At 29.7% G+C, this 24,288-nt stretch carries 29 protein-coding genes; 13 read left to right on the top strand and 16 right to left on the bottom strand.

Features of this window, described 5'->3' with window-relative positions; all coding sequences use genetic code 11:
* Window positions 1–147: 147 nt before the first annotated feature.
* Window positions 148–405, top strand: coding sequence for a hypothetical protein (locus J3359_RS03365; RefSeq protein WP_208079342.1), 258 nt, complete (start codon window positions 148–150; stop codon window positions 403–405).
* Between the two features lie 56 nt (window positions 406–461).
* Here the strand turns inward: J3359_RS03365 and J3359_RS03360 are convergent, their stop codons facing one another.
* From J3359_RS03360 to J3359_RS03340, 5 genes are all read right to left on the bottom strand, one after another.
* The gene (locus tag J3359_RS03360; RefSeq protein WP_208079341.1) at window positions 462–761 is read right to left on the bottom strand and encodes a type II toxin-antitoxin system RelE/ParE family toxin; all 300 of its coding nucleotides are present in this window, start codon (window positions 759–761) and stop codon (window positions 462–464) included.
* The gene (locus J3359_RS03355; RefSeq protein ID WP_208079340.1) at window positions 722–973 is read right to left on the bottom strand and encodes a hypothetical protein; all 252 of its coding nucleotides are present in this window, start codon (window positions 971–973) and stop codon (window positions 722–724) included. The genes J3359_RS03360 and J3359_RS03355 overlap by 40 nt, the downstream gene beginning before the upstream one ends.
* Before the next feature lie 101 nt (window positions 974–1,074).
* The gene (locus tag J3359_RS03350; RefSeq protein WP_208079339.1) at window positions 1,075–1,569 is read right to left on the bottom strand and encodes a hypothetical protein; all 495 of its coding nucleotides are present in this window, start codon (window positions 1,567–1,569) and stop codon (window positions 1,075–1,077) included.
* Complete coding sequence (locus J3359_RS03345) at window positions 1,566–1,898, bottom strand: helix-turn-helix domain-containing protein (protein ID WP_208079338.1); 333 nt, start codon at window positions 1,896–1,898, stop codon at window positions 1,566–1,568. The genes J3359_RS03350 and J3359_RS03345 overlap by 4 nt, the downstream gene beginning before the upstream one ends.
* Window positions 1,899–2,480: 582 nt before the next feature.
* Window positions 2,481–2,930: a replication protein gene (locus J3359_RS03340; protein WP_208079337.1), complete on the bottom strand. Its 450-nt coding sequence runs from the start codon at window positions 2,928–2,930 to the stop codon at window positions 2,481–2,483.
* Window positions 2,931–3,328: 398 nt separating this feature from the next.
* On the opposite strand from J3359_RS03340, the gene J3359_RS03335 reads away from it, so the two are divergent.
* A complete protein-coding gene (locus J3359_RS03335) occupies window positions 3,329–5,029 on the top strand; it encodes a recombinase family protein (RefSeq protein WP_208079336.1) in 1,701 nt (566 codons plus the stop codon).
* Window positions 5,030–5,172: 143 nt separating this feature from the next.
* Here the strand turns inward: J3359_RS03335 and J3359_RS03330 are convergent, their stop codons facing one another.
* Window positions 5,173–5,853 (bottom strand): hypothetical protein, encoded by a 681-nt coding sequence (locus J3359_RS03330; protein WP_208079335.1) that lies wholly within the window; start codon window positions 5,851–5,853, stop codon window positions 5,173–5,175.
* A 78-nt stretch (window positions 5,854–5,931) separates the two neighbouring features.
* Here J3359_RS03330 and J3359_RS03325 point away from each other — a divergent pair, with 78 nt between their 5' ends.
* The 10 genes from J3359_RS03325 (at window position 5,932) to J3359_RS03280 (ending at window position 13,074) form a co-directional block, all read left to right on the top strand.
* Window positions 5,932–7,110: a type IV secretory system conjugative DNA transfer family protein gene (locus tag J3359_RS03325; RefSeq protein ID WP_208079334.1), complete on the top strand. Its 1,179-nt coding sequence runs from the start codon at window positions 5,932–5,934 to the stop codon at window positions 7,108–7,110.
* Window positions 7,111–7,323: 213 nt separating this feature from the next.
* Window positions 7,324–7,710 carry a JAB domain-containing protein gene (locus J3359_RS03320; protein ID WP_208079333.1) on the top strand — a complete coding sequence of 129 codons (387 nt, stop codon included), beginning with the start codon at window positions 7,324–7,326 and terminating at the stop codon, window positions 7,708–7,710.
* 34 nt (window positions 7,711–7,744) lie between these two features.
* A complete protein-coding gene (locus J3359_RS03315) occupies window positions 7,745–8,548 on the top strand; it encodes a DNA adenine methylase (RefSeq protein WP_208079332.1) in 804 nt (267 codons plus the stop codon).
* On the top strand, window positions 8,545–9,798 hold the full coding sequence (locus J3359_RS03310; RefSeq protein WP_208079331.1) for a DNA cytosine methyltransferase: 1,254 nt from the start codon (window positions 8,545–8,547) through the stop codon (window positions 9,796–9,798). The genes J3359_RS03315 and J3359_RS03310 overlap by 4 nt, the downstream gene beginning before the upstream one ends.
* Window positions 9,799–9,839: 41 nt before the next feature.
* Window positions 9,840–10,076: a hypothetical protein gene (locus tag J3359_RS03305; protein ID WP_208079330.1), complete on the top strand. Its 237-nt coding sequence runs from the start codon at window positions 9,840–9,842 to the stop codon at window positions 10,074–10,076.
* Entirely contained in the window at window positions 10,066–10,662 is a 597-nt protein-coding gene (locus tag J3359_RS03300; protein ID WP_208079329.1) for a hypothetical protein, read from the top strand. The genes J3359_RS03305 and J3359_RS03300 overlap by 11 nt, the downstream gene beginning before the upstream one ends.
* Window positions 10,663–10,692: 30 nt before the next feature.
* A complete protein-coding gene (locus J3359_RS03295; protein ID WP_208079328.1) occupies window positions 10,693–11,196 on the top strand; it encodes a hypothetical protein in 504 nt (167 codons plus the stop codon).
* A 4-nt stretch (window positions 11,197–11,200) separates the two neighbouring features.
* Window positions 11,201–11,641, top strand: a complete 441-nt coding sequence (locus J3359_RS03290; RefSeq protein WP_208079327.1) for a hypothetical protein — start codon at window positions 11,201–11,203, stop codon at window positions 11,639–11,641.
* 255 nt (window positions 11,642–11,896) lie between these two features.
* The gene (locus J3359_RS03285; protein WP_208079326.1) at window positions 11,897–12,109 is read left to right on the top strand and encodes a hypothetical protein; all 213 of its coding nucleotides are present in this window, start codon (window positions 11,897–11,899) and stop codon (window positions 12,107–12,109) included.
* A gap of 80 nt (window positions 12,110–12,189) precedes the next feature.
* The gene (locus J3359_RS03280) at window positions 12,190–13,074 is read left to right on the top strand and encodes a UPF0236 family transposase-like protein (RefSeq protein ID WP_208079325.1); all 885 of its coding nucleotides are present in this window, start codon (window positions 12,190–12,192) and stop codon (window positions 13,072–13,074) included.
* Window positions 13,075–13,146: 72 nt separating this feature from the next.
* Here J3359_RS03280 and J3359_RS03275 read toward each other — a convergent pair whose 3' ends face one another.
* The 8 genes from J3359_RS03275 to J3359_RS03240 form a co-directional block, all read right to left on the bottom strand.
* Window positions 13,147–14,010: a CPBP family intramembrane glutamic endopeptidase gene (locus tag J3359_RS03275; protein ID WP_208079324.1), complete on the bottom strand. Its 864-nt coding sequence runs from the start codon at window positions 14,008–14,010 to the stop codon at window positions 13,147–13,149.
* A gap of 10 nt (window positions 14,011–14,020) precedes the next feature.
* Window positions 14,021–15,877 (bottom strand): type 2 lanthipeptide synthetase LanM, encoded by a 1,857-nt coding sequence (lanM, locus tag J3359_RS03270; RefSeq protein ID WP_208079323.1) that lies wholly within the window; start codon window positions 15,875–15,877, stop codon window positions 14,021–14,023.
* Between the two features lie 116 nt (window positions 15,878–15,993).
* Entirely contained in the window at window positions 15,994–16,353 is a 360-nt protein-coding gene (locus J3359_RS03265; RefSeq protein WP_208079322.1) for an NHLP leader peptide family RiPP precursor, read from the bottom strand.
* A 39-nt stretch (window positions 16,354–16,392) separates the two neighbouring features.
* Window positions 16,393–16,725, bottom strand: a complete 333-nt coding sequence (locus J3359_RS03260; RefSeq protein WP_208079321.1) for an NHLP leader peptide family RiPP precursor — start codon at window positions 16,723–16,725, stop codon at window positions 16,393–16,395.
* A gap of 91 nt (window positions 16,726–16,816) precedes the next feature.
* Entirely contained in the window at window positions 16,817–17,173 is a 357-nt protein-coding gene (locus J3359_RS03255; protein ID WP_208079320.1) for an NHLP leader peptide family RiPP precursor, read from the bottom strand.
* 56 nt (window positions 17,174–17,229) lie between these two features.
* Window positions 17,230–17,574, bottom strand: coding sequence for an NHLP leader peptide family RiPP precursor (locus J3359_RS03250; protein ID WP_208079319.1), 345 nt, complete (start codon window positions 17,572–17,574; stop codon window positions 17,230–17,232).
* 343 nt (window positions 17,575–17,917) lie between these two features.
* On the bottom strand, window positions 17,918–19,870 hold the full coding sequence (locus tag J3359_RS03245; protein WP_208079318.1) for an adenylate/guanylate cyclase domain-containing protein: 1,953 nt from the start codon (window positions 19,868–19,870) through the stop codon (window positions 17,918–17,920).
* Window positions 19,871–19,874: 4 nt separating this feature from the next.
* Window positions 19,875–20,207 (bottom strand): NHLP leader peptide family RiPP precursor, encoded by a 333-nt coding sequence (locus J3359_RS03240; protein WP_208079317.1) that lies wholly within the window; start codon window positions 20,205–20,207, stop codon window positions 19,875–19,877.
* Window positions 20,208–20,317: 110 nt separating this feature from the next.
* Between J3359_RS03240 and J3359_RS03235 the strand changes: the two genes are divergently transcribed.
* On the top strand, window positions 20,318–21,001 hold the full coding sequence (locus J3359_RS03235; RefSeq protein WP_208079316.1) for a hypothetical protein: 684 nt from the start codon (window positions 20,318–20,320) through the stop codon (window positions 20,999–21,001).
* A gap of 2 nt (window positions 21,002–21,003) precedes the next feature.
* Here J3359_RS03235 and J3359_RS03230 read toward each other — a convergent pair whose 3' ends face one another.
* Both J3359_RS03230 and J3359_RS03225 read right to left on the bottom strand, forming a co-directional pair.
* On the bottom strand, window positions 21,004–23,145 hold the full coding sequence (locus J3359_RS03230) for a GAF domain-containing protein (RefSeq protein WP_208079315.1): 2,142 nt from the start codon (window positions 23,143–23,145) through the stop codon (window positions 21,004–21,006).
* On the bottom strand, window positions 23,145–24,281 hold the full coding sequence (locus J3359_RS03225; RefSeq protein ID WP_208079314.1) for a DUF7005 family protein: 1,137 nt from the start codon (window positions 24,279–24,281) through the stop codon (window positions 23,145–23,147). The genes J3359_RS03230 and J3359_RS03225 overlap by 1 nt, the downstream gene beginning before the upstream one ends.
* Window positions 24,282–24,288: the final 7 nt, after the last annotated feature.

The following is a 24,288-nucleotide window of genomic DNA, read 5'->3' as shown; positions in this document are numbered from 1 at the left end:
AACCCTTGTTCAATTAGCCTATATTTTGAATAATTTTCTCGGAATTAACCTACCTTTTTTCATTTTAAACATCGTCTATTTTATCGGATGTCTATTCGTACTTATATTTTTTGCTACGCTTTACAGCAAACAAAACAAACAGGAATAATGGAAAGATCAGTTAAAGAAATACTAGGAGTTTCTAGAGAAACAAAAATCCAAGAAGAACAATTAGAAAACAAAAATATAACCATTAAACAAGCTATTATGAGCAAGAAAATTAAATTCACAGGAGGATTCGGAGAATATTTTATTATGTCATTAGGTCTGATGTTACTCTCTATCATTACATTTGGACTCGCAACACCTTATTGGATGTATTGGTCTCTCAAATACTTTTTTACACGATTAGAAATTGTAGAGTAAATATAAATCGTCATTTTTTCAATCTAAAACTCCAACTAAATAGCTGGAGTTTTTTATTATTTTATTTTTAGTTTCTTAGGGTTTTGTCTGGTATCCCAAACAGTAAGTACTTCAATACTAGAGTCTGTAATTCGATAAACAAGTTTGTAGTACTTAACGATACGGATTCTAATACTATCAAACTCCGTTTTTATTCCTGAATAAGGAAAAGAAGTCGTTAAGTTCATAATTTCATTAAAAAGGCGGTCTAGTTTTTTAGGGTATGCAGTAGATTTATTTTTATGAATCCAATATTCATAAATCGCCATTTTATCTTTTAATGCTCTAAGAGTCCACCTGACTTCTCTTCGAACCATTTTGATATGATTTTATCAGATTCTTGCTGATTATAACTATTACCGTTATCAGCATCATTAATTCCCTCAAAAACTAATTTCTTTTCGTCATCAGAAAATCGATAGATTTCTTCTGTTTCAGATTCAATAGAAATTAAACTTAAAATTTCTTTTAAAATTTTTGGGTTATTAATGGCATTGACCTTGTTTATTATTAATTCTTTAATACTCATAATACATTAGATTATATTCAAATTTACAAAATATTTAGCATAGTTAACTAACTAGCAGATTCTAATCTAATATAGCATGAATTATAATATTGTAAATTTATTTAATCCTGAAGATAATAATGGGTAAGCCCTAAACTAATTGCATCAAACATACCTTGATGATGTTGTTCACTATATCCAAGTTTCCAAGGTCTTGGTAATACAGGTTTTAATTTGGGAAACCAATCAGAAATAATTACAGCAATGCCATATTTTGTAGTTTTACCAAACTGTTCAAAAACATTTTTAATGTGTTCTCTTGAATATTGGTGCACATTGATATCTTTACTTTTACAGGTCGATACGATATCTTTAATAAGTTTTGTAACCCGTTCTCGTTTTCGTGATTTTTTAGCGTTCGGGTCTTCTAAAACTACCAAATCTGGTTTTAACTCATTAATTAATTTTTCGATAAAAGCTTTACTCTTACGAGAACACATAGGTCGAACACGTACTAATTGATGATGTAATAATTCCTTTGGGCTATTGAAAACTGCATAACCAACACCCAATGCATTAGGAAACAAGGCACATACTATTTTTTCGCTCTTTTTCATCGTTCTTCTTTTAACAAATTATCAAAAACAGTTTCAAAGAACTTAATTCTTGCTTTTACATCCGTACTTGTTTCTGATTCATCCAATAAAATTAATAATGAAGGCAGTTTTTCCTTCAAATCAATTTTTATTTTATCCACAGTTTTTGGAAATAAGTCAAGTACAGACTTGCCAAACAGTAAAATGTATGTTATGATTATATTAAGGTTGATGGGATGAGTACCTTCTTCTATTCTAGAAATCAAAGTCGTATCAACCCCACCAAGCAAATGTGATATATCTGCTTGGGTGACAGTTGTCTGTTTACGAACGTTTCGTAAATTATTCAATTTGTTCATATATGATTAAGACACTACAGCGTTACTAGTAATAATTTCTGTAGTGTCTTTTTCAATACTATCAATAATGCAGTAGCATTTATATACTGGAAGCTGTAAAGTCAATTTTTTTAATACAATATGTGAATAAGCCGATTGTATATTGTGAAAGATGGTTACATCTTTCTTTTTTCTATTCCAATAATTCAATCCGTTTCTTCTTTTTTAGGGTAAGTTATTATTTATGATTTTAACTAATTTTTAAATTCATTTTTTCAAGATGAACCTGTATTTAAACTCAATAACTATATTAATTTTATGTACAGATTCTTGTTAAAAAAACAGATATGAATTGTTTAATGCTTTGAAATCTGTCTTTATAATTTCTTTGTTCTGTACATCTAAATTCTATATTCCTTTTCAAATTATTGCGTTTCAACTTTCTTTTTGTTTTTCTTTTGTAGTGTTTATTTTGTAGCGTGCAGTTTTTGCATAGATAACGTATAAAAAGTGCATAGCTTCTATAAATTGAGTAATAAAAAGAATATTCTGTCTGCAAATTTTGTAAATAAAAACACCTTTTCGGTGCTTTTTTTAATGATTTTCATTGTTGTTGTGCAAATTTTGCTGCCTCATAATTTCTTGGTAGCGCTGATTATCAGTTAGAAAACGAGTATTCTTTTTAGAAGTATACTGTTGATTTACTTTTCCATTTATTTCTCGTCTCCTCAATGCATAGAAAATTTTTGAAGTCATTCGTCTTTGTTGTGCAGACACAAGAAGGTGTCCTTGCTCATTGGTTAAAGTAATAATTCCTTTTTCAATAAGACCTTCAATACCACTTGAAATAGTTCGTATCGACAAATTAGTTTTCTCTTCAAAAAAACGCTGTGATATCCAATCTTGCTTTTTATAACTTTTTGTTCGTTTATTATACCAACCATAGGTTTGTCTAATAATAACCAACAAAATACACATTTCTGAAGGTTTTAATATTTTTAAATAAGCATCAAATATATAATTTGGAACATTTGTATATGACATTCTAAGAATGTAACAAATTATCATTCGGCTATATATACAGGGCTTTTAAAAGAATCCTGTATTTATAGCATCCAAAGATTTAGATAGGATGCTAATTATGACTGCAATACTTCCTACAAAATTATCCGATTCGCAGATAAAACAATTTCAAGAGTTATATTTTAAGAAGTATGCTAAAACAATCAGTTTAAAACAAAGCGAAGAATTAGGGCTATATCTAATGCGATTAATTTATGTTGTCTATCGGTAATTTTTCAATTTTCATCACTATGCTATAGTAGTAATGCTACACCGTAAAACAACAACTATAAAATATTTAAACCCAACAAGGGGCAAAGGATGATTTACGGTGTAGCGCTTTAAATACATTCCTTTGTCCCTTTTTGAGTCTCAAAATTATGAATAAAAAAAAAGACATAAAATATTTTATATACGCACGAAAGTCAACAGAGTCTGATGATAAGCAAATGGCATCTATTGAGGATCAAATTACGGAAGTTAGAAAACTAGCTGTACAGTTAAATCTTCAGATTGTTGATGTTATTTCCGAATCAAAATCTGCCAAAGAGCCAGGAAGAAAAGGTTTTAATGAAATGATTGAACGCATCAGAAATAATGAAGCTCAAGGTATTTTGAGTTGGAAATTAAATCGTTTAGCTCGTAATCCTATAGATGGAGGAATCATTACTGATTTACTGCAAAAAAACATTATTAAGCATATTCAAACCTATGGAAAAGAATATCTCCCGACAGATAACGTAATTATGATGTATATTGAATTTGGAATGTCAAACCAGTATTCTAATGATTTGTCTGTAGATGTAAAACGAGGTATGCGACAAAAGGCAGAAAGAGGATGGTATCCTTGTGCTGTATTACCTATTGGATACTTGCATAATTCTGGGAGACCTGGCGAAAAAGAAATCATTTCAGACCCTAAACGGTTTTCAATAGTACAACGATTATGGAAGCTATTACTTAAAGGTACTTACTCAATTTCCGATATAAAACGTGAAGCTAAAGAATTGGGATTAACCAATGCAAGAGGGAACCCCTATGCTTTAAATACCTTTGCAAAATTATTTAGAAATGAGTTCTATGCAGGTTATTTTAATTGGAGAAATAGCGAGGGTGTTTTAACTCAATTAGAAGGAAAACATCAACGGATGATTACTTATGAGGAATTTAAACGAGCACAAGAAATCATCAAAAACAAAGGCAGACCTACTCGAGTAAATTCTTATGACTTTCCATATCGTGGGCCGATTTATTGTGGAGAATGTGATTCTCCAATTACTGCGGAACATAAACTTCAAATTAGATGTACAACTTGTAATACCAAGTTTTCATTTAAAAATAGAAACACTTGCAAATCCTGTGAGTTACCAATTTCAGAAATGAAAAAAGCTACTATTACAGAAAAAATTTATTATCGTTGCACCAAACGAAAACAAAAGTGTAGTCAACCTTATATAGAAGAAAAAAAACTTACTGAAATTATTAAAAATCATATTGAGAAAATTCAAATAGATGAAGATTTTTACAATCTTGCAATTACTTGTTTAGATGCTACAGAAAAAGAAGATGTAGTAGATACTCAAAATTTAAAACAAAGTCTTTTAAAACGCAAAACAGAAAGCCTCACGAAGCGTCAACAATTGATTACACTTCGGTTAAACAATGAAATTAGCGCTAAAGAAATGATTACTCTTAAAGCTGAAATGAATAACCAAATTCAAGAATTAGAAGACAAAATATCTGATCTTGAAATTGCTGAGTTTTCTTGGAAAACACACACTAAAAATACGCTAGATTTTAATTTAAAAGCAAGCTCTATTTTTAAAAATGGAGACAATAATAAAAAAAAAGAGGTGTTGTCTCAATTTGGTTCGAACCTGAGATTAAAGGACAAATCGCTTTATTTTATAAGGGATTATCGTTCTGTAGTAATCAGTGAATGGCATCGTCTATATCGTTGTAAAAAAGAAGGGTTCGAACCTGATAAAAGCCTAATTTTAAAGGACGAAAACCTTGATTTGAATGATTTTGAAGCGGTAACTTCAAGATTGCTCTCCAGCCTTAAGTTCGTTCGAACCTGAAAACACAACATATCATCTTAAATTTATACCAAATATTCGTGCGTGTATAAATACTGGAAACTGCCTTTTGGTAGTTTTTCTTTTAGAATAAACATTGCCGATTGTGGTGAAAAATAATGTTCTATTTGCAATAGTATTTTTCATTATCTGCTCATACCAAAATTCCTATCCTTTTTTATTTTTCTAGACTTCTGATGAATCACTTCTAACTCTAGAGTTAATTGTTTTTTTAAAACCAAAATATCTTCATATTCATAAAAATTTATTTCGTTTTTATCTTTATTATAATTAACCATAATTCCTGCATGTCTTCCTCCTGAACTTTTTGGCAATGGAGCGAATCTATTTAATAAAGTTATATATTTTTTTAGTTCATCAATACTTCCTCCAATTTTTTCAGTAGACTTCCCAATTAAAAGAGAATCTTTAAAAACTCCTGATGAAAAAGATTTAAAGTTTAGTGGTGATAAATTATTGATATCCCTAATTTTTGTATAAAAATCAATCATAAAATCATTATTCTCTGGATATACAATAAAGTGTATTTTTTGAGAAAACAAGAAATCTTCTTTGGAATTAAACAGATGGTTTAATAGGCTAACTCTTTGCTTTTTATCAAGCTCTTTTTTTATATTATTTTTTGTTCTCTTGAATTCAAAAATAAAATTCTTTCCACCTATTCTACTTAACAAGTCACCTACAGTTTTATCAGTAGGAGTTTGTTGTGTTAAGTTAAACGAAGTTGGATTCTCAATTTTATTTATCCCAGCATAATACCCAAATAAGTATATAAAAGTTCCGATATATGTGTTTTCATAAATCATTCCTCAAATATACAACATAGTCTTTGCTAAAAAGAGCCCTGTATATAACTATTTCAACACCTGATTTAAAATCAGTGTATGTTTCCTTTCTTAAATCCTAATATCAGTTATTTTGCGGAATCTAACTTTCGAGAAGAACGAAAACGTTTTGGTATTTATCAAAATGATCGGTTGTTTCATATGGCTATTTTTGGAAAAACAGGAGCAGGAAAAACGACACTTATAGAAACATTAGTTCTTCAAGACATTATAAAAAAACGTGGAGTATTTTTGGTTGATGTACATGGAGACATGAGTACTTCTTTGTTAGAACAAATTCCAGAAAATAGAAAAAAAGATATTGTATTTATTGATCTTTCTGACCCAAATTTAAAATGGAAATACAATCCACTACGTTCTGTTCCTTATGAGAAAAGGTCTTTAGTGGCTTCTCATATTTTAGACACCCTAAAAAAATTATGGAGTAGTGCCTGGGGGCCGAAAATGGAACACATTCTTCGTTATATTTTATTATCGCTGTTAGATCAACCTTCTGCACATTTTTCAGATATCATTCGTATTCTTCAAGACAAAGAGTATCGTGATTCGTGTATACACCATTTAGTAAGCTCTGAACTTCGTAATTTTTGGAAAAAAGAGTTTAAAAACTACAAACCCAACGACCTTATTCCTATTTATAACAAAATAGGTGCTTTTGTAGCACATCCAGCAGTAAAAAAATTACTCCATTCTAATACCGAAGAATTACGATTAAGTATTGTTATGAATTCCCAAAAGATTTGCATCCTACGTATTGCAAAGGGGTTTATTGGCCAAGATGCATCTTTTTTATTGTCTTCTCTGTTTATCAATTCTTTTGCATCTGCAGCTTTTTCGAGAGTTGTAATTCCTAAAAAGGATAGAAAACCATTTTTCATTTATTTAGATGAATACCCATCCTATATGACACCAAATATCGGAATTATGCTTTCTGAATTGCGGAAATTCAATGTCGGTTTAATTTTGGCTTGTCAGCATTTAGGAATGATAGAACCACGATTAAAAGAATCTATTTTAGGAAACGTAGGAACTATAATTTGTTTTCGATTAGGAGTTCATGATGCTAATTATTTTACCAAAGAATTCTATCCCATTTTTGAAGCATCAGATTTTACAAATCTTTCTAATTATGAAATCTATTTACGTTTATTCATTTTAGGCAAAGCTTCCATTGCTTTTTCAGCACGAACACTAAGGTATGCTGATATCTTTCCATAATTGCCTGTATATATAGCATTTCAATTTTGCTTCATACTAGTTTCAAACAATTACAGATCATTTTTTATTAAATGTGTCTGTGACACACCTTTAAATGAATAGCCCGTTATGGGCACTTAAAATCATATCCTAATGAAACAAAAAAACGTAACAACTCAACTTTTGAGTTGCAGTGAAGTAGAAGTGAATTATAAGCGTCCACTATTTCAAAACATGATACACATCAAAAGTTCTGAAGATGTAGACAAAACACTCAGGCAGTTTGTAAATTTAAAACGTATCGATCTTAAAGAATTCTTTTGGGTACTACTACTTACGAATGCAAATAGAGTTCTTGGTATTTCAGAAATTGGTGCTGGCACAGTAAAAGGTGTCGTTTCTAATTTTCATGAGATATTTCAGCTAATTCTATTAACAAACACCACAGCATTTTGTGTGATTCACAATCATCCTTCAGGTAATTTAAAGCCTTCTGAAAAGGATAAATCAATAACTAAAAAGCTACAAAAAATAGCAAAATTATTTGATGTTACTTTTTTAGATCATGTCATTATTACTTCTGAAGGTTACTATTCTTTTTCCGACAATCAATGTCTGTAAGTCCTAATTTATAAAACTAACCAACCAATTATCTATGCCAAAAACACCCATTACTTACTATGGTGGTAAATTAAATTTACTGTCAGAAATATTACCACTCATTCCAAAACACTCTATATATACAGAGGCATTTTTTGGAGGTGGTGCGGTGTTTTTTGCAAAAGAACCTGTTGAATCTGAAATTATAAATGACACCAACAATATGGTGGTAAATTTTTATGAAGTTATAAAAACAGATTTCGACTGGCTTAAAACTAGAATTCAAGCTACTCCATTTTCAAGAGCAAGCTACACAGTAGCTTTAAGTATCTATAGAATGCCACATTTATTCAATAAAAAACAACAAGCGTGGGCATTCTATGTGGGGACAAATTTTGGTTTCGCCTGTCAGATTGGTTCTTGGGGTTACGATAAATATGGAAAACAAGCCAAGAAATTATTGAACAAAAAAATGAGTTTCAATAAAGAGATTTTTAAACGATTGGAAAGTACACAAATTGAGTGTAATGATGCTTGTAAAGTCATTAAAGCACGAGATTCAGTAGATACTTTTCATTATATCGACCCGCCTTATTTTAATTCTTGCCAATCCTTTTATAGTGGTTATTCAGAAAAACATTTTAAACAATTATTAACTACTCTTGAAGGCATAGAAGGTAAATTCTTGCTGAGTTCTTATCCATCTGAAATCTTAACAAAATATATTGAGAGAAACGGATGGTACAGTAAACAGTTTGACAAACCTTTATCTGCTAAAAAAAGTGTAGCTGGTGAAAAACGGAAGCGTAAAACGGAAGTTTTAACAGCCAATTATTCGCTAAGCGAAATTAAGCAATGAGTAAAACACCAATAAGAGTAGTAGAACTCTTTGCTGGTGTTGGTGGATTTAGAATTGCATTGGAAGACTATCCAAAGAAAAAGAGTTCAGATTTTGAAGTGGTTTGGAGTAATCAATTTGAACCTCGAACTAAAAAGCAACATGCCAATATTGTTTATAAAAATCGGTTTCTAGATGCAAATCATTCTGAAGAAAATTTTGAAAACATTGTCTCAAGTGGCATCTGTAACATCCCAAAACATGATTTATTAGTTGGAGGATTTCCTTGTCAGGATTTTTCTATTGCTAATCGTACTGCAAACAAAGGGTTAGATGGCAAGAAAGGAAAACTCTGGTGGAGTATTGAAACTTTTTTAAAACAACTAAAGAATGATGCTCCAGATTATCTGTTATTGGAAAATGTAGACAGATTGTTGCTTTCCCCTTCTTTTCAAAGAGGAAGAGACTTTGCTGTTATTTTAACATCACTTAATAATTTAGGTTATGCCGTAGAATGGCGAGTGATAAATGCTGCAGATTATGGATTCCCACAACGAAGGCGTAGAGTTTTTATTCTTGGGTATCGTAAAGGAACAGCTTTATACAAAAAACTGAAAAATACTAATCCTAAAGATTGGCTAATTCAAGAAGGAATCACTGCAAAAGCATTTCCAGTAACGAGTACTGATTCAGCTATCTCTGGAATAATTCCTAATTCCACAGAAAAAATAATGAACTCTTTTTCAAACAAAAACAATCGTTTTAAAAAAGTAGGTCTTATAATAAATGGAATGTATTACACTCAAAATATCAAACCCAAATATGATGGTAAGAAAACCACTTTGGGAGATGTTTTGTTAGATAAAAAATTAATCCCTGAATCTTTTTATATCAAAGAAGAAGACATTCCGAAATGGAAAATCTGCAAGGGAGCAAAATCCATTCATAGAATTAGCAAATACACAGGCAAACCTTATATCTACCGAGAAGGTAATGTTCCATTTCCTGACAAACTGGATAAACCAGCACGAACAATGCTTACGCGTGAAGGAGGTACTTATATCGCTAGAGAAAAACATGTAATAAAAGTAAACGGAAGATACCGAAGATTGCATCCTATTGAATTGGAACGTCTCAATGGTTTTCCTGATGATTTTACCAAATGTGATGGGATAACTGATATCCAACGTGCCTTTTTTATGGGTAATGCTTTGGTAATTGGGATAATTGAAAAGCTAGGAAAAGAACTTTCGAAAGCAGTTAGCTGTTAGCTGTTAACAAAATTAAATAGTAACCTTTAAATTTTTAAAAAATGAAAAAAGTAGTAAACAAAACCGTCAGTCTTGAATTGGTTGGTGTAAACGGAAATGCCTTTATGATTATGGGTGTATTCCAACGTCAAGCTAGAAAAGAAGGCTGGACACAAGAAGAAATTGACTTGGTATTAGAAGAGGCTAAAAGTAAAGATTACAATCATCTTTTGGCTACAATTTCTAATCATTGTGAAGTAATTGATGAATCTTTTAAAACCTCTGATGATGACTATTAAACAACGAAAGCTAATGCTTCATTTTTTGGAGCTATTAGCAAAAGAATTCGAAATTCGAAAAGTAACAGAAATCGATACTGTATTTCTGCAATTAATTCCGAGAAAAGAGCTGATTAAAATTGTCTTATGGTTATTTACTAATTACGATAGAAGTATGCTAACTGAAAAAACGGATGCAGAACTTTTGGAGCTAATTGGTGATGATTCCTGTTTACTTTCTTATATAATTCAAAAATGGAAAGATGGCATAAATGCTGTCCCAAAGTTGACTCAAGATGAAGTAAATGACTTTTTTAACGAAAAGATGATTGACATTCATTACCTAAGAAGCAAACCAGTAGAAGAGTGGGACTCATACGACGTCAGTAATTATTATTCCATTTTGTTTAAACGTGGAAAGACCCAACGCGTATATGCCATTTTCACCTCTGATGTGAAGGATGAAGATAAATATGCCGTAACAACACAGCCTTCATTTTTCTTTGACACCGAAGATGAAGCTGAGGAAGAATTAGAACGTATCTGTATCGAATCTAAACGCCTTAAATCAGATTTTATCATCCATTCCCTATGGAGGATTACATAACTAAATAATAACAATTAAAAATTTAAAATTATGAATACAACTATTGTGGATGTTTTAATAGAAAACATCAAAACAGATCAAGTGCTTTTGGAGCAAACCGAAACAAAAATGGAAACAATCAAAGACGAAAAACGAATCATCGTTGACCGTCTTAAAGATTATAAACGTGATGTTACTGTACTGCTTAAATATGCCGATGATGCTCAACAAAAGAAGATTGAAGCACTTGGCTTTGACCTTTCGGAATCGGAACGTGGATTTAATTTAATTGCTAGTGCTGCCTTAGATATTATTATGAAAGTAAAAGACAATCAACTATCTAATGCTGAACTCTATAATGCATATGTAAAATCTTTAAAAAATAAAGATGAAGCTGTTAATTATACCGAGTTTAATATTAAATGTCGTTCGCTGTTTAATACGCAACGTTTATTGCGTAAAAAAGGAAAAGATTCAAAATCTTCAAAAGAAGATATTATTTCTTTGAATGGTAGAGTTTTAAAATCTCAACCCGGAAAACAAGTAAAGAAATAGAGCTATGAAAAACGATAACTATTTGGACTTGTTTGATAACAAGCAAAAAGCGATTGATCATTGTATGTGGCTTAACTTTAAGTATCGCATTTCTGGTATTCGTTTTGGCGTATTACACGGATCAGAGAATAATTGGGTCGTTTGCGAAGAAGCAACTGCCCAAGAGATGGAAATGGAATTTTTGGATATTTTACCGAAAGATTATTCTGAAATGACTTATGACGATATTCGTCATATTAAAATGCAATATGACCCTCTTCGGCATTGGGAAGATTTAACGGGAACATTCTCTGTAATGGATGGAGAATTATTACGTTTTCTGCTTCATGCCAAAATACCGCTAGAAAAGTTGATTCGTCATGAATTAGCTGGACGAGGCTATGATGAAAATCATCGTTGGTGTGGTTTTGATAGAGCTTCTGAAATTTGGCTTAAAGAAAATTGAATACCAAAACACTTCTTTTTTGAGGAGTGTTTTAATTTTAGCTCATAGGCTCTAAAATATCTCCTTTTATCCAAAAAGTGAAATATTCTTTTTTATTATCTTTATTTATAAAAGAAATAGAAACTTGTTTCTCAAATTGTACAAAAATACTCGTGTCATAGGAAACATTAATTAGATATTTTCCAAGTGTTTTAAACGGGTGCACGACAAATTTCCGTAAAATTATAAAAAGTTGTAATTTTCGAAGAAAGACCAATGGATTTTAAACAGCAAGCCACATCACTTTTCGAGAAATATTTATCAGAATGGGAATCGAACCCTAAACGAATGGAAAGCGGATATGATTATGAGTCTACCTATGCAGAGATGATGCATAAATTAGAGCAAGAGGTTTTACAGTTATCTGTTGGTGAAATTCCCAAGGACAAAAACGTTAAAAAAAACTTCAGACTCGATTTGGAAAAATAGATATTGAAAAAGTTCACATACTTGCTCAAAGCCCGACAACTATGTCGATAAGTAGTTTTGCACAAGAGACGATATGCTATATGGGACAACATTTAGTTTTTAAAGAAGCAGAAGAGGTAATTAACAATCTTACAGGTTCAAGTGTCAATGCCAAACAGGTAGAGCGTATTTGTCACTATTACGGACATAGTTTGGAGCAAGAACAGCTTGAAAATATAGAGGTAAAAGGATATGAAGAAGTTTCACCTAGTGAATCAAACAAACGTCATTATGTAAGTGTCGATGGGAGCATGTATTTTACAAGAGAAGAGGATTGGAAGGAGATTAAACTAGGACGCATCTACAAAGATGAAGATTTGACACAAGTTTCCAGAGATAGGTGCGAATTACTAGGTTCTAATTATGTAGCTCACTTAGGTAGCAGCAAGGAATTCTTGCCCAAGATGGAATACTGTATTGAAAATATCAAGAACAAAGTTTTTATAGCTGATGGTGCTACATGGATATGGAATTGGGTAGAAGATACCTACCCGAAATGTGAACAGATTGTAGACTTTTTCCATGCCAAAGAACACTTGTGTGAATTTGCCAAAGACTATTTTAAAGACAAAACCCAAAGAGAACAATGGATAGATAAACAGCACCTAATAATGCTTAGTAAAGGAATAACCCCAATCATTAAAACACTGAATAAACTTGAGAACAAAACAGAAAAATTAAGACAACTAGTAGGTTATTATAACAATCACGAAAAACGTATGCAGTACCATGTTTTTAAAGAAAAAGGATTACAAATAGGATCAGGTGCGATAGAATCCGCACATAAAGATGTGTTACAAAAACGCCTTAAACTCTCAGGACAAAGATGGACTAAAAAAGGATTGCAGCAAATGGCACAGCTTAGAGTCGTTTATAAAAGTGGAAAATGGAATCAAATCAAACAGTTATGCAAAAAAGCAGCTTAAACGGAAATTTGTCGTGCACCCTTTTAAACTTGTTTGTATATTTTAATGATTAATTTTCCAAAACTTTAAATATTATTTTTTCCAATATGGTTTAATAATTCTTCCTTTTTTATGACTTAAGATCATAAGAATTATAGTTGCCATAAGGCAAAAGACTGTTGCTTGAATTGAACCTTCTGGTCCAAATTGACCACCAGTAAACCAATTTTCGCCTTCAATCCTTGAAGATATCAATGTTTTTGATATTGTATTCCCAGACACATTAGCTCCAAAAATTGCAGATTGTGTAAAATTCCAAGCAAAATGAATTGCAATAGGAAACCACAAATTTCTTGAATAAATATAGGCAGCACCGAGTAATAAACCTGCTTGAATTGCCAATCCAATACTAGCACTTAATGAACTGTTTGGGTTAGTAAAATGTAAAGCTCCAAAAATTATAGCAGATATTATTAATGAGATATAACTTCCTAACTTCTCCTCTGTTATTCTAAATATAATTCCTCTAAATAAAATTTCTTCAAAAATTGCTGAAGCAAAGGCCATAGCTAAAGAAGGTATAATGTACATAATAGGATTTATAGATAAAATTGTATATCCTCCTTTTAAATAGATTACCAATATTGTCAATGCTTGTAATAATGTTCCAAGCATAACCCCTAAAATTAAATTTTTAACAAGGCTATTTTTAGAAAACTCTGTTATATTTCTTTTTTCATAAAACTTATATAAATAAATATATACAATAACTGCTAGGGCAGTTGAAATAATCGTTACAATTAAATTATTCCAATCTTTAGAAAGAAAAGAGAGTCTGGCTATTCCGCCTTTTAAGTTTTTTGCAATCCCATAAGTACTTGAAACAAGAACTATCCCTACTAATATTTTTGTTAATGGAAAATATAAAATTTTACTTCCTATGCTTTTATTTTTCATCCTATTTAGTTTAAAGTGTTATTACTTCATTTATTAGACCTATTTGATGTTGAAAATCATCCATTCCTGCATTCTTGATTTTACTTTTTATATTATCAAATGCATTTAATTGAAAAATGTTTACTTCTTCATTTGATACGATAATACTATTAGAAATCGTATTTGTATAAAATGCTGGGATATCGCCTAATAGCATTTGTTTTCTTTCAGAACTTAAGATACTTGACCAATTCCCATTTACTGCATAAGCCCTAGCTAGAAGCTCTAACTTTAATCCGTATTTCATGGAATCACTTAGGTATTCTGGTTTATTTAAAAGTTTTAAAATTTTGAAATATACTCCTGTACGTCTATTAATAAATCTAATTTTTTGATTCTTAAAACCCTCTAAAGGAGAATTTTTTGATAAGAATTTAGGCTTATTTGCTAATATTAAGTTATAAACTTTTTCAAACCCAGTTTTAAATTCTGATTGATAATTTTTGAGGTTTTCTATCTTATTATTTAAAATTGGTTTATTTTTTTTATATAGTTTTTTTGTTACCATCTCTGGAACTATTACCATATTATCTTTATTACCATTCTTTATTTTTGGAATTACAGTATTTATCTCTACTTCGATAGATGATCCAAACCCGCTAGCATATGATGGAGTATCTTTAATTCCAGTCGGAAGTAGAAGACTTTCTAATACAGTCCCAAAAATTTTATCCAGAGATGAATTGGTTTTTTTATTTATCCTTTTTATTTGAGGACTAACCAAAGTTTCATGGTCAATTAAAACTGGACAATTACCAGCTGCTATTACATTTTCGAAGTGATAATCTGATGAGTTTAAAAAGTATGTTATACACGCCAACATTCCTGCTCGTTCGTAATAGAGTTTAATATCCTTAATATTAATACATTTTTGATTTTCTACATGCTCTAGCCAACCATATTTATTTTTATCTAATACTTTAAAAACCTTTAGTTTATCTTCAATATTCACCGATACCCATTCTAAAAATTGATTATAAACTTTTGTAATAGAAATATTTACTGGTTTATAAACTATTTTAATAGTATTATTAAATTCAAATATTGTTGTAGATTCACCGTTATGTTGATCTCCTAGATTTAAATGTATTTGATTAATTTCATCCAATTTTGTATTAAAACTATTTTCTATTTCCTCTCTATCTGTATCAAATCTTTGAAACATGGTTTTTATAAAATTAAGATATCTGGATGTTTTTGTTGCTAATTTTCTAGCAAGCATTGGGTATTTAAGAAATAGGTCATTATATTTATCCAATAAAATATTATCAACAAATTTTTTGTAATAAATATTATCTTTTAATCCATGTATACATTTTTCTTTCTTAAATTTTTCAAATTCTATAAATAATACTGAACTTGATATGCTAAATAAGCTTTGATATAAAGTCAAGTTTAATTGATTAATGATTTTTTGATTTGGTAACTTTATATTAGAAGTTTTTAAAGCTGAAGAGAAGTAATCAAGAAAAGGAAAAAGTATTTGATAAAAAGGGTTTGTTTTATCTTTAGACTCGTGAGATTTTAAATTTGTTTTCTTTAAAACCTCGGTTAGTGTATTTATCCAAAAAGGGAAATTAACTTCTTCCTTAAAATCAATTATGTTTGAAGTCATTAATGAAATATCAAACTCATTAAGTTTGTTTACTTGGCAATACTCATCAAAAATTTTACATGATGAATTTTTTGATACACTTTTTTTCCAAAAATCTAACAGAATCAATTGTTCTTTTTTTTCAAAAGAACAATTGATTCTGTCTTTAAATTTTAATATCTCAAAAGGGGTTAAAGAACTAATATAAATTTTCTTTAAAAAAGCAGATTGCATATTCTTAATAGTATTATTTATTAATGTTTTAGCATTATTTTTACTTATGAGATATTGTTTGAGTTAAATAAAGAGTGATAGTTTTCTCTTTAAATCCTCCAATAATAATCTATTCTTTATTCTACAGATACAGAAGTACCTCCTGGATCCCCATCTCCAAAACAGATTAAAGTCCATCCTAATTGAACAAACCAACCACCAGCCACAGCTTCTAGCTCAGCGTCTGATAATTCCATATCATCAAAATTTGGTTTTGCAGGAATGTTAATATGAACAACAGACGGATCTGTTTGATCATTAACAACGATTTTTCTCTTACTCTTTTTATTAGAATCTAAAGTTCTACCATAAAAAGTTTCCATTGTCTCAACTGGGTTTTCGATTAATTCTTTTTTGAAATTCTCATCTTCCCAACATTTGTTGATTAACTTGTTAAGATTTTTTTGTGCATTTTCTTGCGATTGTTCTAAACTCATAATTTTAAATTTAATTGTTAATACATTTTAGATTTAGAATTAAGATTGAGTCTTAGGCTTTGTATCTGTTACACATATGAATGTTCCAAAAAGTTCCCAACCTCCTGCAACAGCTTCTAGCTGGTCATCTGTTAACTCTATGTCATCAAATTTTTGATTTTGAGGAATGTTAATATGAATAAAAGAAGGGTCCGTTTGATCGTTAACTACTAATTTTATTCCTTTTTTATTATTTAGTGGCTTCCCTAAAAACTTTTCTAGCGTTTTAGTTGGGTTAGCAATTAATTCTTTTTTGAAATTCTCATCTTCCCAACATTTGTTGATTAGATCATTCATAATTTTTTGATTATCTTGAGATTGTGTAAAATTCATTTTTTTTAATTTTAAGTGTTAATATAAATGTGAGTTAAATTCTGAGATTCTTTGTAAATTTAACTCACATTAAATTGAGAATCATTTAATTCTATACAGCAACTGAAGTATCCCCTGGATCTCCATCTCCAAAACAGATTAAAGTCCATCCTAATTGAACAAACCATCCACCAGCCACAGCTTCTAACTCAGCGTCTGATAATTCCATATCATCAAAATTTGGTTTTGCAGGAATGTTAATATGAACAACAGACGGATCTGTTTGATCATTAACAACGATTTTTCTCTTACTCTTTTTATTAGAATCTAAAGTTCTACCATAAAAAGTTTCCATTGTCTCAACTGGGTTTTCGATTAATTCTTTTTTGAAATTCTCATCTTCCCAACATTTGTTGATTAACTTGTTAAGATTTTTTTGTGCATTTTCTTGCGATTGTTCTAAACTCATAATTTTAAATTTAATTGTTAATATTTATTTGATTATTATTATTATTATTATTATTATTATTGAAATCCGTCCTTAGCTGGATCTGTTGAAATGATAATAGGAAAACCTATTGGCCAAATGCTTCCGCCTCCTGCAATCACTTCTAACTGTTCTTCGCTTAATTCTAAATCTTCCATATTGGGTTCTGAGGGAATATTGATATACACTACAGAATCATCCGTTTGATCTTTTACTATTAAGGCCTTCCCTTCAGGTAAGTTAATACGCTCTCCAGTTACTTTTTCAATAGTCTTAATAGGATTTGCTATTAACTCTTGTTTAAAAGCTTCTTCTTCCCATGCTTTGGTTATTATAGTTTGTAATAATTCTTGAGATTTTTGTTGTGCTGATGTTAATTCCATAATTATTTAGTTTTCCGTTTAACTATGGTGTAAATATATTGTGAAGATTTATGATGAAAATGCCATTAAAACTGATGAAACTGTTTTTGGTTAGATTTTAGACCGCTACGCTGTTAGAATTGGAAAAAAAGACTTTAATAAACTGCTCAATTTTGATTATTTAGGTATAGATCAATGAAAACACAGGTTAATCTATTTTTAGATTCTTGTCTTCGCAGGATGACAGACTACTTCGTTCCTCGCAATGACAATTGGATTTTAAAGAAATGAAATAATAAGTAGATTCGGATATTCATCGGGATTAGTTCGGCTAACAACTTTAAATGCGTTGCGTTGCAACTTTTTAAATTAGAGCCTTACTAACAAAATACATTTCCAAGTCTCCTTTCCCCTTTGTAGCAATTTTCCCTCGGTATTCAAAAGCTAGGTCTTTTTCGTTCTTAACTAACAAATAGGTGTCTTGGCTAATATTTACCTTACCAACCTCACTATTGCTTTCCATACGGCTTGCAGTATTTACGGTATCTCCCCAAATATCATATTGGAATTTTTTAACACCAACAATACCTGCTACTATAGGGCCTACATGAATCCCTACACGCATTTCAAAAGCGGGTTTGTTTTGTGCATCATTTTCTCGTTTTCTTTTACTTACAAAAGTTTGCATATCTAACGCTGCCATAATAGTATTCTTAACAGCATTGATATCTGGTTGTGGTAAACCTCCTGCTGCCATATAAGCATCACCAATAGTTTTTATTTTTTCAATATTATACTGTTCCATTATATTATCGAAGGCTTTAAAGCATACATTAATTTCTTCAACCAATTCTTGAGGACTTAATTTGGATGCAGTTTCGGTAAAAGATTTAAAGTCTGTAAATAATATAGAGGTTGTTTCAAAATCTTGGGCATCTACATAGCCTTTTTCTTTGAGTTCTTCGGCTACTTCTTCTGGTAAAATATTATGTAATAAATGTTCTGATCTATCTTTTTCTACTTGTAATCTTGCTTTCGATTTTTTTACAAAATTTAATCTGCTAAAAATTCCTATAGCTAACAATAACGCAAAACAACCTGCTATGATAAAAATGTTACGTTGCTTTTCTTTTTTCTCTACTACCTTTTGGTGGGCTAAAGTTACTTTTCGTTCTTTTTCTACATGGGCGATACTATCTAATAGCATTTCTTTTTCAAACTTCATGTTTAATATTTTACCTGAAGTTTGTTTTAGATTTAGGCTATCTCTTAACAGATACATTTGCTCATTGTATTGTAAGGCTTTAAATAAATTATTTTTCGATTTATAGCCTTCATACAAACATTTACATGCTTCTTCCTGAATAGAAACAGTTTTTATTTGTTCTGCTAAAAGCAACCCTTTATTACAATTACTAATTGCTAAATTTATCTTATTAAATTCTAAGTATACAGTACCTAACGTAACTAAAGAAGTGCTTTTTTGAAGATCATTTTTTATTTCTTCAGCGATTAAAACAGATTGTTTTAAATATTTTACCGATTCAAGAAAGTTTTTTTTTGATTTATAAAGATCACCTATATTATACAAGACTTCAGTTTGAACTTGCTTGTTATTAGAGTCCCTTGCAAGTTTTAATGAAGTATTAAAGTATATAAGTGCCTTACTAAATTGCTTTTCTTTCAAGTAAATTCTACCTAAACTACTTTTTACAAGAGCTAGTGCTTCATTATTTTTAGATTTTTGATGGTTTTTTTCTGCTTTTTCATAATATATTTTTGCATTAACAAAATCATTAAGAACATAATAAATGTTACCTATGTTTTGTGTAGTACCAGCTATTTGAGCTTCATTTTGTAGTTCTTCATGGATTTTAATTGCCCATTTATAATTATCAATAGCTTTAGAGTAATTACCCAAAGAATAATAAATAGCTCCAATATTATTTGTTGAAGATGCAATACCGTTTTTAAAATCAGCTTTTTTAAAAAATGTCTTACTTTTTTGAAACGCCGTCAATGCTTTACGAAATTCACTCTTGTAAAAATATATTGTCGCAATTTGATTGTAATTATCAGCTATAGCTTTGTATTTTTTTGTTTTATTAAAAATCAATAAGCTCTGTTCAACTAAAGAAAGTGCAATATCATATTCTCCTTTTTTTAAATGAATTTTACTTTTAGAGAATAAACTATCTGCTATATTTTTATACTTAATTTGCCCATTAAGTATTGTAGGAATTAATATAAAAAAGAGAAGTGATGTAAAGTAGCACTTCTCTTTAATTGAATTTAATATGTTATTAAAAACAAACATTATTCTAGCCTTCTACCATTCCATTCAATGGATCAGAAGCAGTTGAAGCTTGTATAATTACACCTGGATTACCACCACCAGCAACAATTTCTAATTGCTCTTCTGTTAATTCCATATCATCCATATTAGGTTCAGCAGGAATATTGATGTAAACAACGGAAGTATCTGTTTGATCTCGTACCACAACAGTTTTACCTTCTGGTAATTTTACTCGCTTTCCTGTTAAATTTTCAATTGCTTCTATAGGGTTGTTAATTAGTTCTTGTTTAAAAGCAGTGTCTTCCCAAGCTTTTTGTACAACGGTTTGAAATAATTTTTGTTCTTTTGTAAGTTCCATAATGTTACTAATTTGTATTTAAATAATATGATATAAAAGTACCCTTTTGGGTAGGTAGAAAAATGACAAAAAGACTGACGAAAATGTCTTAAACAGAATTAAAAAGTACAATGAATAAAAGTCAAAATAAAATATGTTCAGTTTGTTCTAATGAAATTGATAAGAAATATTGTTCAAAATGTGGACAATATTTCACAAACAAACGAATAACAAGTGGATCAGTTTTAAATGACCTATTTAATAGTATTTTTTCATTAGAAAAATCTTTTTTTAAAAATATGAAAATAGGATTAACTCAGCCTGAAAAACTTATTCTAAATTATTGGAAAGGATATAGAGGGTTCTACTATAGTCCTGGTAAGTTTTTTACAATAGGTTCACTACTTCTTTTATTACACTATCTATTTGCAAACGATTTTTTAGGGATTATTGTAACAAGTACTATCTCGTCACAATTTGTTATACTATTGTTTAATATTTTTCTTTTAACTTTTTTGAGTTATCTAGTATATTTTAAACAAAAAAAGAATTTTCATGAGCATCTTGTACTGAATATTTACAACGTTAGTATTTGGACGATAATATTTGTGCCAATATCCATAATGTTAAATGCGTTTGTAGGAGATAATTTTATTGAACAAGCCTTTTTTCTACCCTATCATTTGCTAATTATTATTTGGAATTCTAAGGTTTTTGAAATTAGTAGACTGAAACGTTTTAGTTTTGTTTCTCTAAATCTTATTCTATTTTATGGAATAATATTTTTATTGATTTTTACCTTTGGAGAGTTTTAAAATTAAACTGTTTTTAAAAGAAGATTGTTCAGTTTTTCAATAAACACATGTGTTGGACCATCATTAGGAATTAATTTATCTGCTTCTTGAAAAAGTTTTATGGCTTTTTGATAGTTGTTTTCTTTATAATAAGCCAAGCCTTCTATATATTTTGAGTTGAAATCTAATTGTTGTTGTGTAAGCTCTATGTTCTTAGGGGCAATTACTGTAAATACTTTAACTGGAATGTTTTTTCCTTTTACCAATAAGGTATCTATTTCTCTGCAATGAAAATCTTTTTTTACTTCATTATAGGTTTCTTCGCAAATTAATAAATTTACATTATAGGTTTTTGTTGCGCTTTCTAAACGAGCCGCTAAATTAACAGAATCTCCAATTACGGTATATTCAAAACGTTTTTCAGATCCAATATTACCAGAGACCACATTACCAGTACTAATACCAATACCTATATTTAAAGTAGGTAATTTTTTATTTACTTTATTTAAATCGGCAAGCATTGAAAACATATCTAAAGCACAATTTACCGCATTTTTTGCATCAGAAATATTAGCATAAGGTACTCCAAAAACGGTCATAATAGCATCACCGATATATTTATCTAAAATTCCATTGTACTTATGTACCGAAGTAATCATTGCTTCAAAATATTTATTTAACAATTCTACAATTTGAATAGCACCAAACTCTTCCGTTAATGTGGTGAAATTTCTAATATCTGAAAATAAAATACTGCATTTAGAATAATTACCTTTTAATAAAGATAGATTATCATGATCCATAACTTGTTTTACTAAATGCTGTGGAATATATCTGCTTAAATTAGATTGGATTCTCTTTTCTTTAGAAATATCATTAAAAACAACGATTGCACCAATAACCTTTCCTTTAGCATCTTGCATAGGTAAAGTACTACTATTAATAGTAACAAGCTTTTTATTGGTAATTTTTACTTTTACTTCTTCTTGATACTGTTTTTCTCCTGTACTTATTGTTTCTTCACAATGCTTAAATAAAGGTTTTAATGAGCTCTCTATATCATCAATAAAATTATTAGTTAAATTTTGGTTCTTCTTTAAACCAAATAATTCATTAAAAGTTTGATTAACAGTACTTATTTTAAGCGATTTATCTATAGTTACAATACCACTATCTAGATTTTGAACTAAAATATCTAAATGATTCTTCATTCCTTGAATTTGGTCAAACAGTTTTGCATTTTCTATGGCAATACGAATTTGACTTGCAAACCCTGTAAGGATATCTAAATCGTCTGTATCAAAATTATTTTTTAATTTATTAATAACTTGTATAACTCCTAATACTTTATTTTTAGAATTAAAAACAGGAACACTTAAAATAGATTTTGTGGTGTATTTTGTTTTTTTATCTACTGAAGTATCAAAATGTGGATGGTTATAAGGGTCGTTAACAATCAATGGTTTTTTACTTTTTGCTACTTCAGCAACAATTCCCTTTTTTGTTCTCACAACTTGGTTTTCAAGTCCTTTAGCAAAAACCGTCCAAAGTTCTCCAGTTTCTTCATCTACCAGAAATAATGAGCTTCTATCAGATTTTGTGATTTCTGCTGCCTTATTCATAATAACTTGAATAAGTCTGTTTAAATTTAATTCAGATGAAACAGCTTTAAAAACCTCTAATAAGGTTGAAAAGTTATTTTTAATATGCTCGCTAGCAAAATAGAGTTCGCTATTTTTTATTATCAAAGTAATGGCTGATGCAAAACTCTTTAATATTTTAATGTCTTTTTCTGTAAAAGTTCCATTCTTCTTGTTTAAAGATTGTAATGCACCAATGGGTTTTCCTTTTTCATTAAAAACAGGTACACATGCTACCGATTTTGTAACAAAGTGTAATTGTTTATCATACGATTTGTCTAACAAATTACTAATTTGTGCATTATTTTCAATGATTGGTTGTTTTTGTTGAAACATAGTTCCTACTATTCCTTTTCCTAATGGAACAGAAATAATAATATTTTTCACTCCTTGAGCAACCAAGCTTTCTAGGGTAGAGGTTTCTCTATTTAATAGAAAAAAAGTACTTCTTTCCACCTGCATTATTTTAGATATTTGATCTAAAATAGCATTCATTTCTCCTAATATTTTTTCGTTTTTCATCATCACACTAAAATCGTAACTTGCTTACTATTATATTTCTCCATTAATTTCTGTTTCCCTTTGGAAGAAGCCATTGTAATTAAATCAACTTCGCAAATACTTTTTATTCGATGTAATTGATCTGTTGCAGATTGTATTTTTCCTAAACTATTATCAAATTGAAAAATTGATTCAGTAACATTTTTAATTATTCTTTTTAAACCTTCAAAAGCTTGTTCTGATAACTTATTCTTCCCTTGATAATTTTCTAAACGGGCTCCATTTCTATATTTAGGGTAATTTTCTAAACCTATAAAATGCAAGCACCAATCTTTATTAAAATGACCTAGTACTTTTGTAATACCTGCATAATCTGCAATAATTTCATCATGCATATTATTCGCCATCACTCCATAATGTTTTAAAGTAAATAAATGAGCACACTCATGTTCTCTTCTAATTATTAAGGAAGACAATTTCCAAGTGCTTTTTGAAACTCCAATACTTTGACTTTTAATACCGCTATATTCTTTTGTACTCAGTATTATTAATTTATCTTTAAAAAGATGAGGTTTTGGTAAAATATTTTCTTTAAAATACAAACTCCAATTTCCTGTTGAGTTTCCTTGTAACCAATCTGCTTTTAATTGGTGTATTCTATCCCAATTATTGATTCCGTTAATAAATGAAGCACCCATAGACTTTGTTAATTCTTTAGGTTCATTTTTATTAGATAACGCACAAACTAGCGTGTTAAAATCTTCGTCATCTGGAATTATAAGTACTGGAACACTCCCAACCAAAGCACTTTTGTAGATTTCAAGTTTTAGTCCCTTTGGTTGATTTAATTTTAAAGCTGATTTATTTAAGTTACTTTTCCCTCTTAAAGTTGTATTAATATACGCCCCCGTTTTTGAAATTCCTTTTTGAACAGGAAATTGTAATTGAACAATATACTTTTTCAAAGTTTCAAAAACACCTATTTCTTTTGATTCTTCAGAATACCTTTCCCAAGTATCAACATAAGAATCTTCTAATAAAGTGTTCGTTTTTTGCTCATTTGAAATAAACTTGTTTTTTGAATATATAAGTAATTCATCTATTACTTGTTCTTCTTTAACAAGCTCTTTTAAAAATGTATATTTTTCATCTTCAGTCATCCTTAAA

It is taken from the genome of Polaribacter cellanae, from assembly GCF_017569185.1.
GTDB lineage: Bacteria > Bacteroidota > Bacteroidia > Flavobacteriales > Flavobacteriaceae > Polaribacter > Polaribacter cellanae.
The sequence above is the reverse complement of the archived record's forward strand: the minus strand, read 5'-3'. Positions and strand labels throughout refer to the sequence as shown.

Bases quoted from the DNA above. Each gene is read 5' to 3' on its own strand.
- J3359_RS03335 (WP_208079336.1), top strand. From the start codon at position 3,329: ATGAATAAAAAAAAAGACATAAAATATTTTATATACGCACGAAAGTCA.
- J3359_RS03230 (WP_208079315.1), bottom strand. From the start codon at position 23,145: ATGATGAAAAACGAAAAAATATTAGGAGAAATGAATGCTATTTTAGAT.
- J3359_RS03275 (WP_208079324.1), bottom strand. From the start codon at position 14,010: ATGAAAAATAAAAGCATAGGAAGTAAAATTTTATATTTTCCATTAACA.
- J3359_RS03280 (WP_208079325.1), top strand. From the start codon at position 12,190: ATGGGACAACATTTAGTTTTTAAAGAAGCAGAAGAGGTAATTAACAAT.
- J3359_RS03310 (WP_208079331.1), top strand. From the start codon at position 8,545: ATGAGTAAAACACCAATAAGAGTAGTAGAACTCTTTGCTGGTGTTGGT.
- J3359_RS03350 (WP_208079339.1), bottom strand. From the start codon at position 1,569: ATGAAAAAGAGCGAAAAAATAGTATGTGCCTTGTTTCCTAATGCATTG.
- J3359_RS03240 (WP_208079317.1), bottom strand. From the start codon at position 20,207: ATGGAACTTACAAAAGAACAAAAATTATTTCAAACCGTTGTACAAAAA.
- J3359_RS03255 (WP_208079320.1), bottom strand. From the start codon at position 17,173: ATGAGTTTAGAACAATCGCAAGAAAATGCACAAAAAAATCTTAACAAG.
- J3359_RS03320 (WP_208079333.1), top strand. From the start codon at position 7,324: ATGATACACATCAAAAGTTCTGAAGATGTAGACAAAACACTCAGGCAG.
- J3359_RS03285 (WP_208079326.1), top strand. From the start codon at position 11,897: ATGGATTTTAAACAGCAAGCCACATCACTTTTCGAGAAATATTTATCA.
- J3359_RS03260 (WP_208079321.1), bottom strand. From the start codon at position 16,725: ATGAATTTTACACAATCTCAAGATAATCAAAAAATTATGAATGATCTA.
- lanM (WP_208079323.1), bottom strand. From the start codon at position 15,877: ATGCAATCTGCTTTTTTAAAGAAAATTTATATTAGTTCTTTAACCCCT.
- J3359_RS03295 (WP_208079328.1), top strand. From the start codon at position 10,693: ATGAATACAACTATTGTGGATGTTTTAATAGAAAACATCAAAACAGAT.
- J3359_RS03325 (WP_208079334.1), top strand. From the start codon at position 5,932: ATGTTTCCTTTCTTAAATCCTAATATCAGTTATTTTGCGGAATCTAAC.
- J3359_RS03340 (WP_208079337.1), bottom strand. From the start codon at position 2,930: ATGTCATATACAAATGTTCCAAATTATATATTTGATGCTTATTTAAAA.
- J3359_RS03355 (WP_208079340.1), bottom strand. From the start codon at position 973: ATGAGTATTAAAGAATTAATAATAAACAAGGTCAATGCCATTAATAAC.
- J3359_RS03225 (WP_208079314.1), bottom strand. From the start codon at position 24,281: ATGACTGAAGATGAAAAATATACATTTTTAAAAGAGCTTGTTAAAGAA.
- J3359_RS03360 (WP_208079341.1), bottom strand. From the start codon at position 761: ATGGTTCGAAGAGAAGTCAGGTGGACTCTTAGAGCATTAAAAGATAAA.
- J3359_RS03365 (WP_208079342.1), top strand. From the start codon at position 148: ATGGAAAGATCAGTTAAAGAAATACTAGGAGTTTCTAGAGAAACAAAA.
- J3359_RS03250 (WP_208079319.1), bottom strand. From the start codon at position 17,574: ATGGAATTAACATCAGCACAACAAAAATCTCAAGAATTATTACAAACT.
- J3359_RS03315 (WP_208079332.1), top strand. From the start codon at position 7,745: ATGCCAAAAACACCCATTACTTACTATGGTGGTAAATTAAATTTACTG.
- J3359_RS03235 (WP_208079316.1), top strand. From the start codon at position 20,318: ATGAATAAAAGTCAAAATAAAATATGTTCAGTTTGTTCTAATGAAATT.
- J3359_RS03330 (WP_208079335.1), bottom strand. From the start codon at position 5,853: ATGATTTATGAAAACACATATATCGGAACTTTTATATACTTATTTGGG.
- J3359_RS03245 (WP_208079318.1), bottom strand. From the start codon at position 19,870: ATGTTTGTTTTTAATAACATATTAAATTCAATTAAAGAGAAGTGCTAC.
- J3359_RS03265 (WP_208079322.1), bottom strand. From the start codon at position 16,353: ATGAGTTTAGAACAATCGCAAGAAAATGCACAAAAAAATCTTAACAAG.
- J3359_RS03300 (WP_208079329.1), top strand. From the start codon at position 10,066: ATGACTATTAAACAACGAAAGCTAATGCTTCATTTTTTGGAGCTATTA.
- J3359_RS03290 (WP_208079327.1), top strand. From the start codon at position 11,201: ATGAAAAACGATAACTATTTGGACTTGTTTGATAACAAGCAAAAAGCG.
- J3359_RS03305 (WP_208079330.1), top strand. From the start codon at position 9,840: ATGAAAAAAGTAGTAAACAAAACCGTCAGTCTTGAATTGGTTGGTGTA.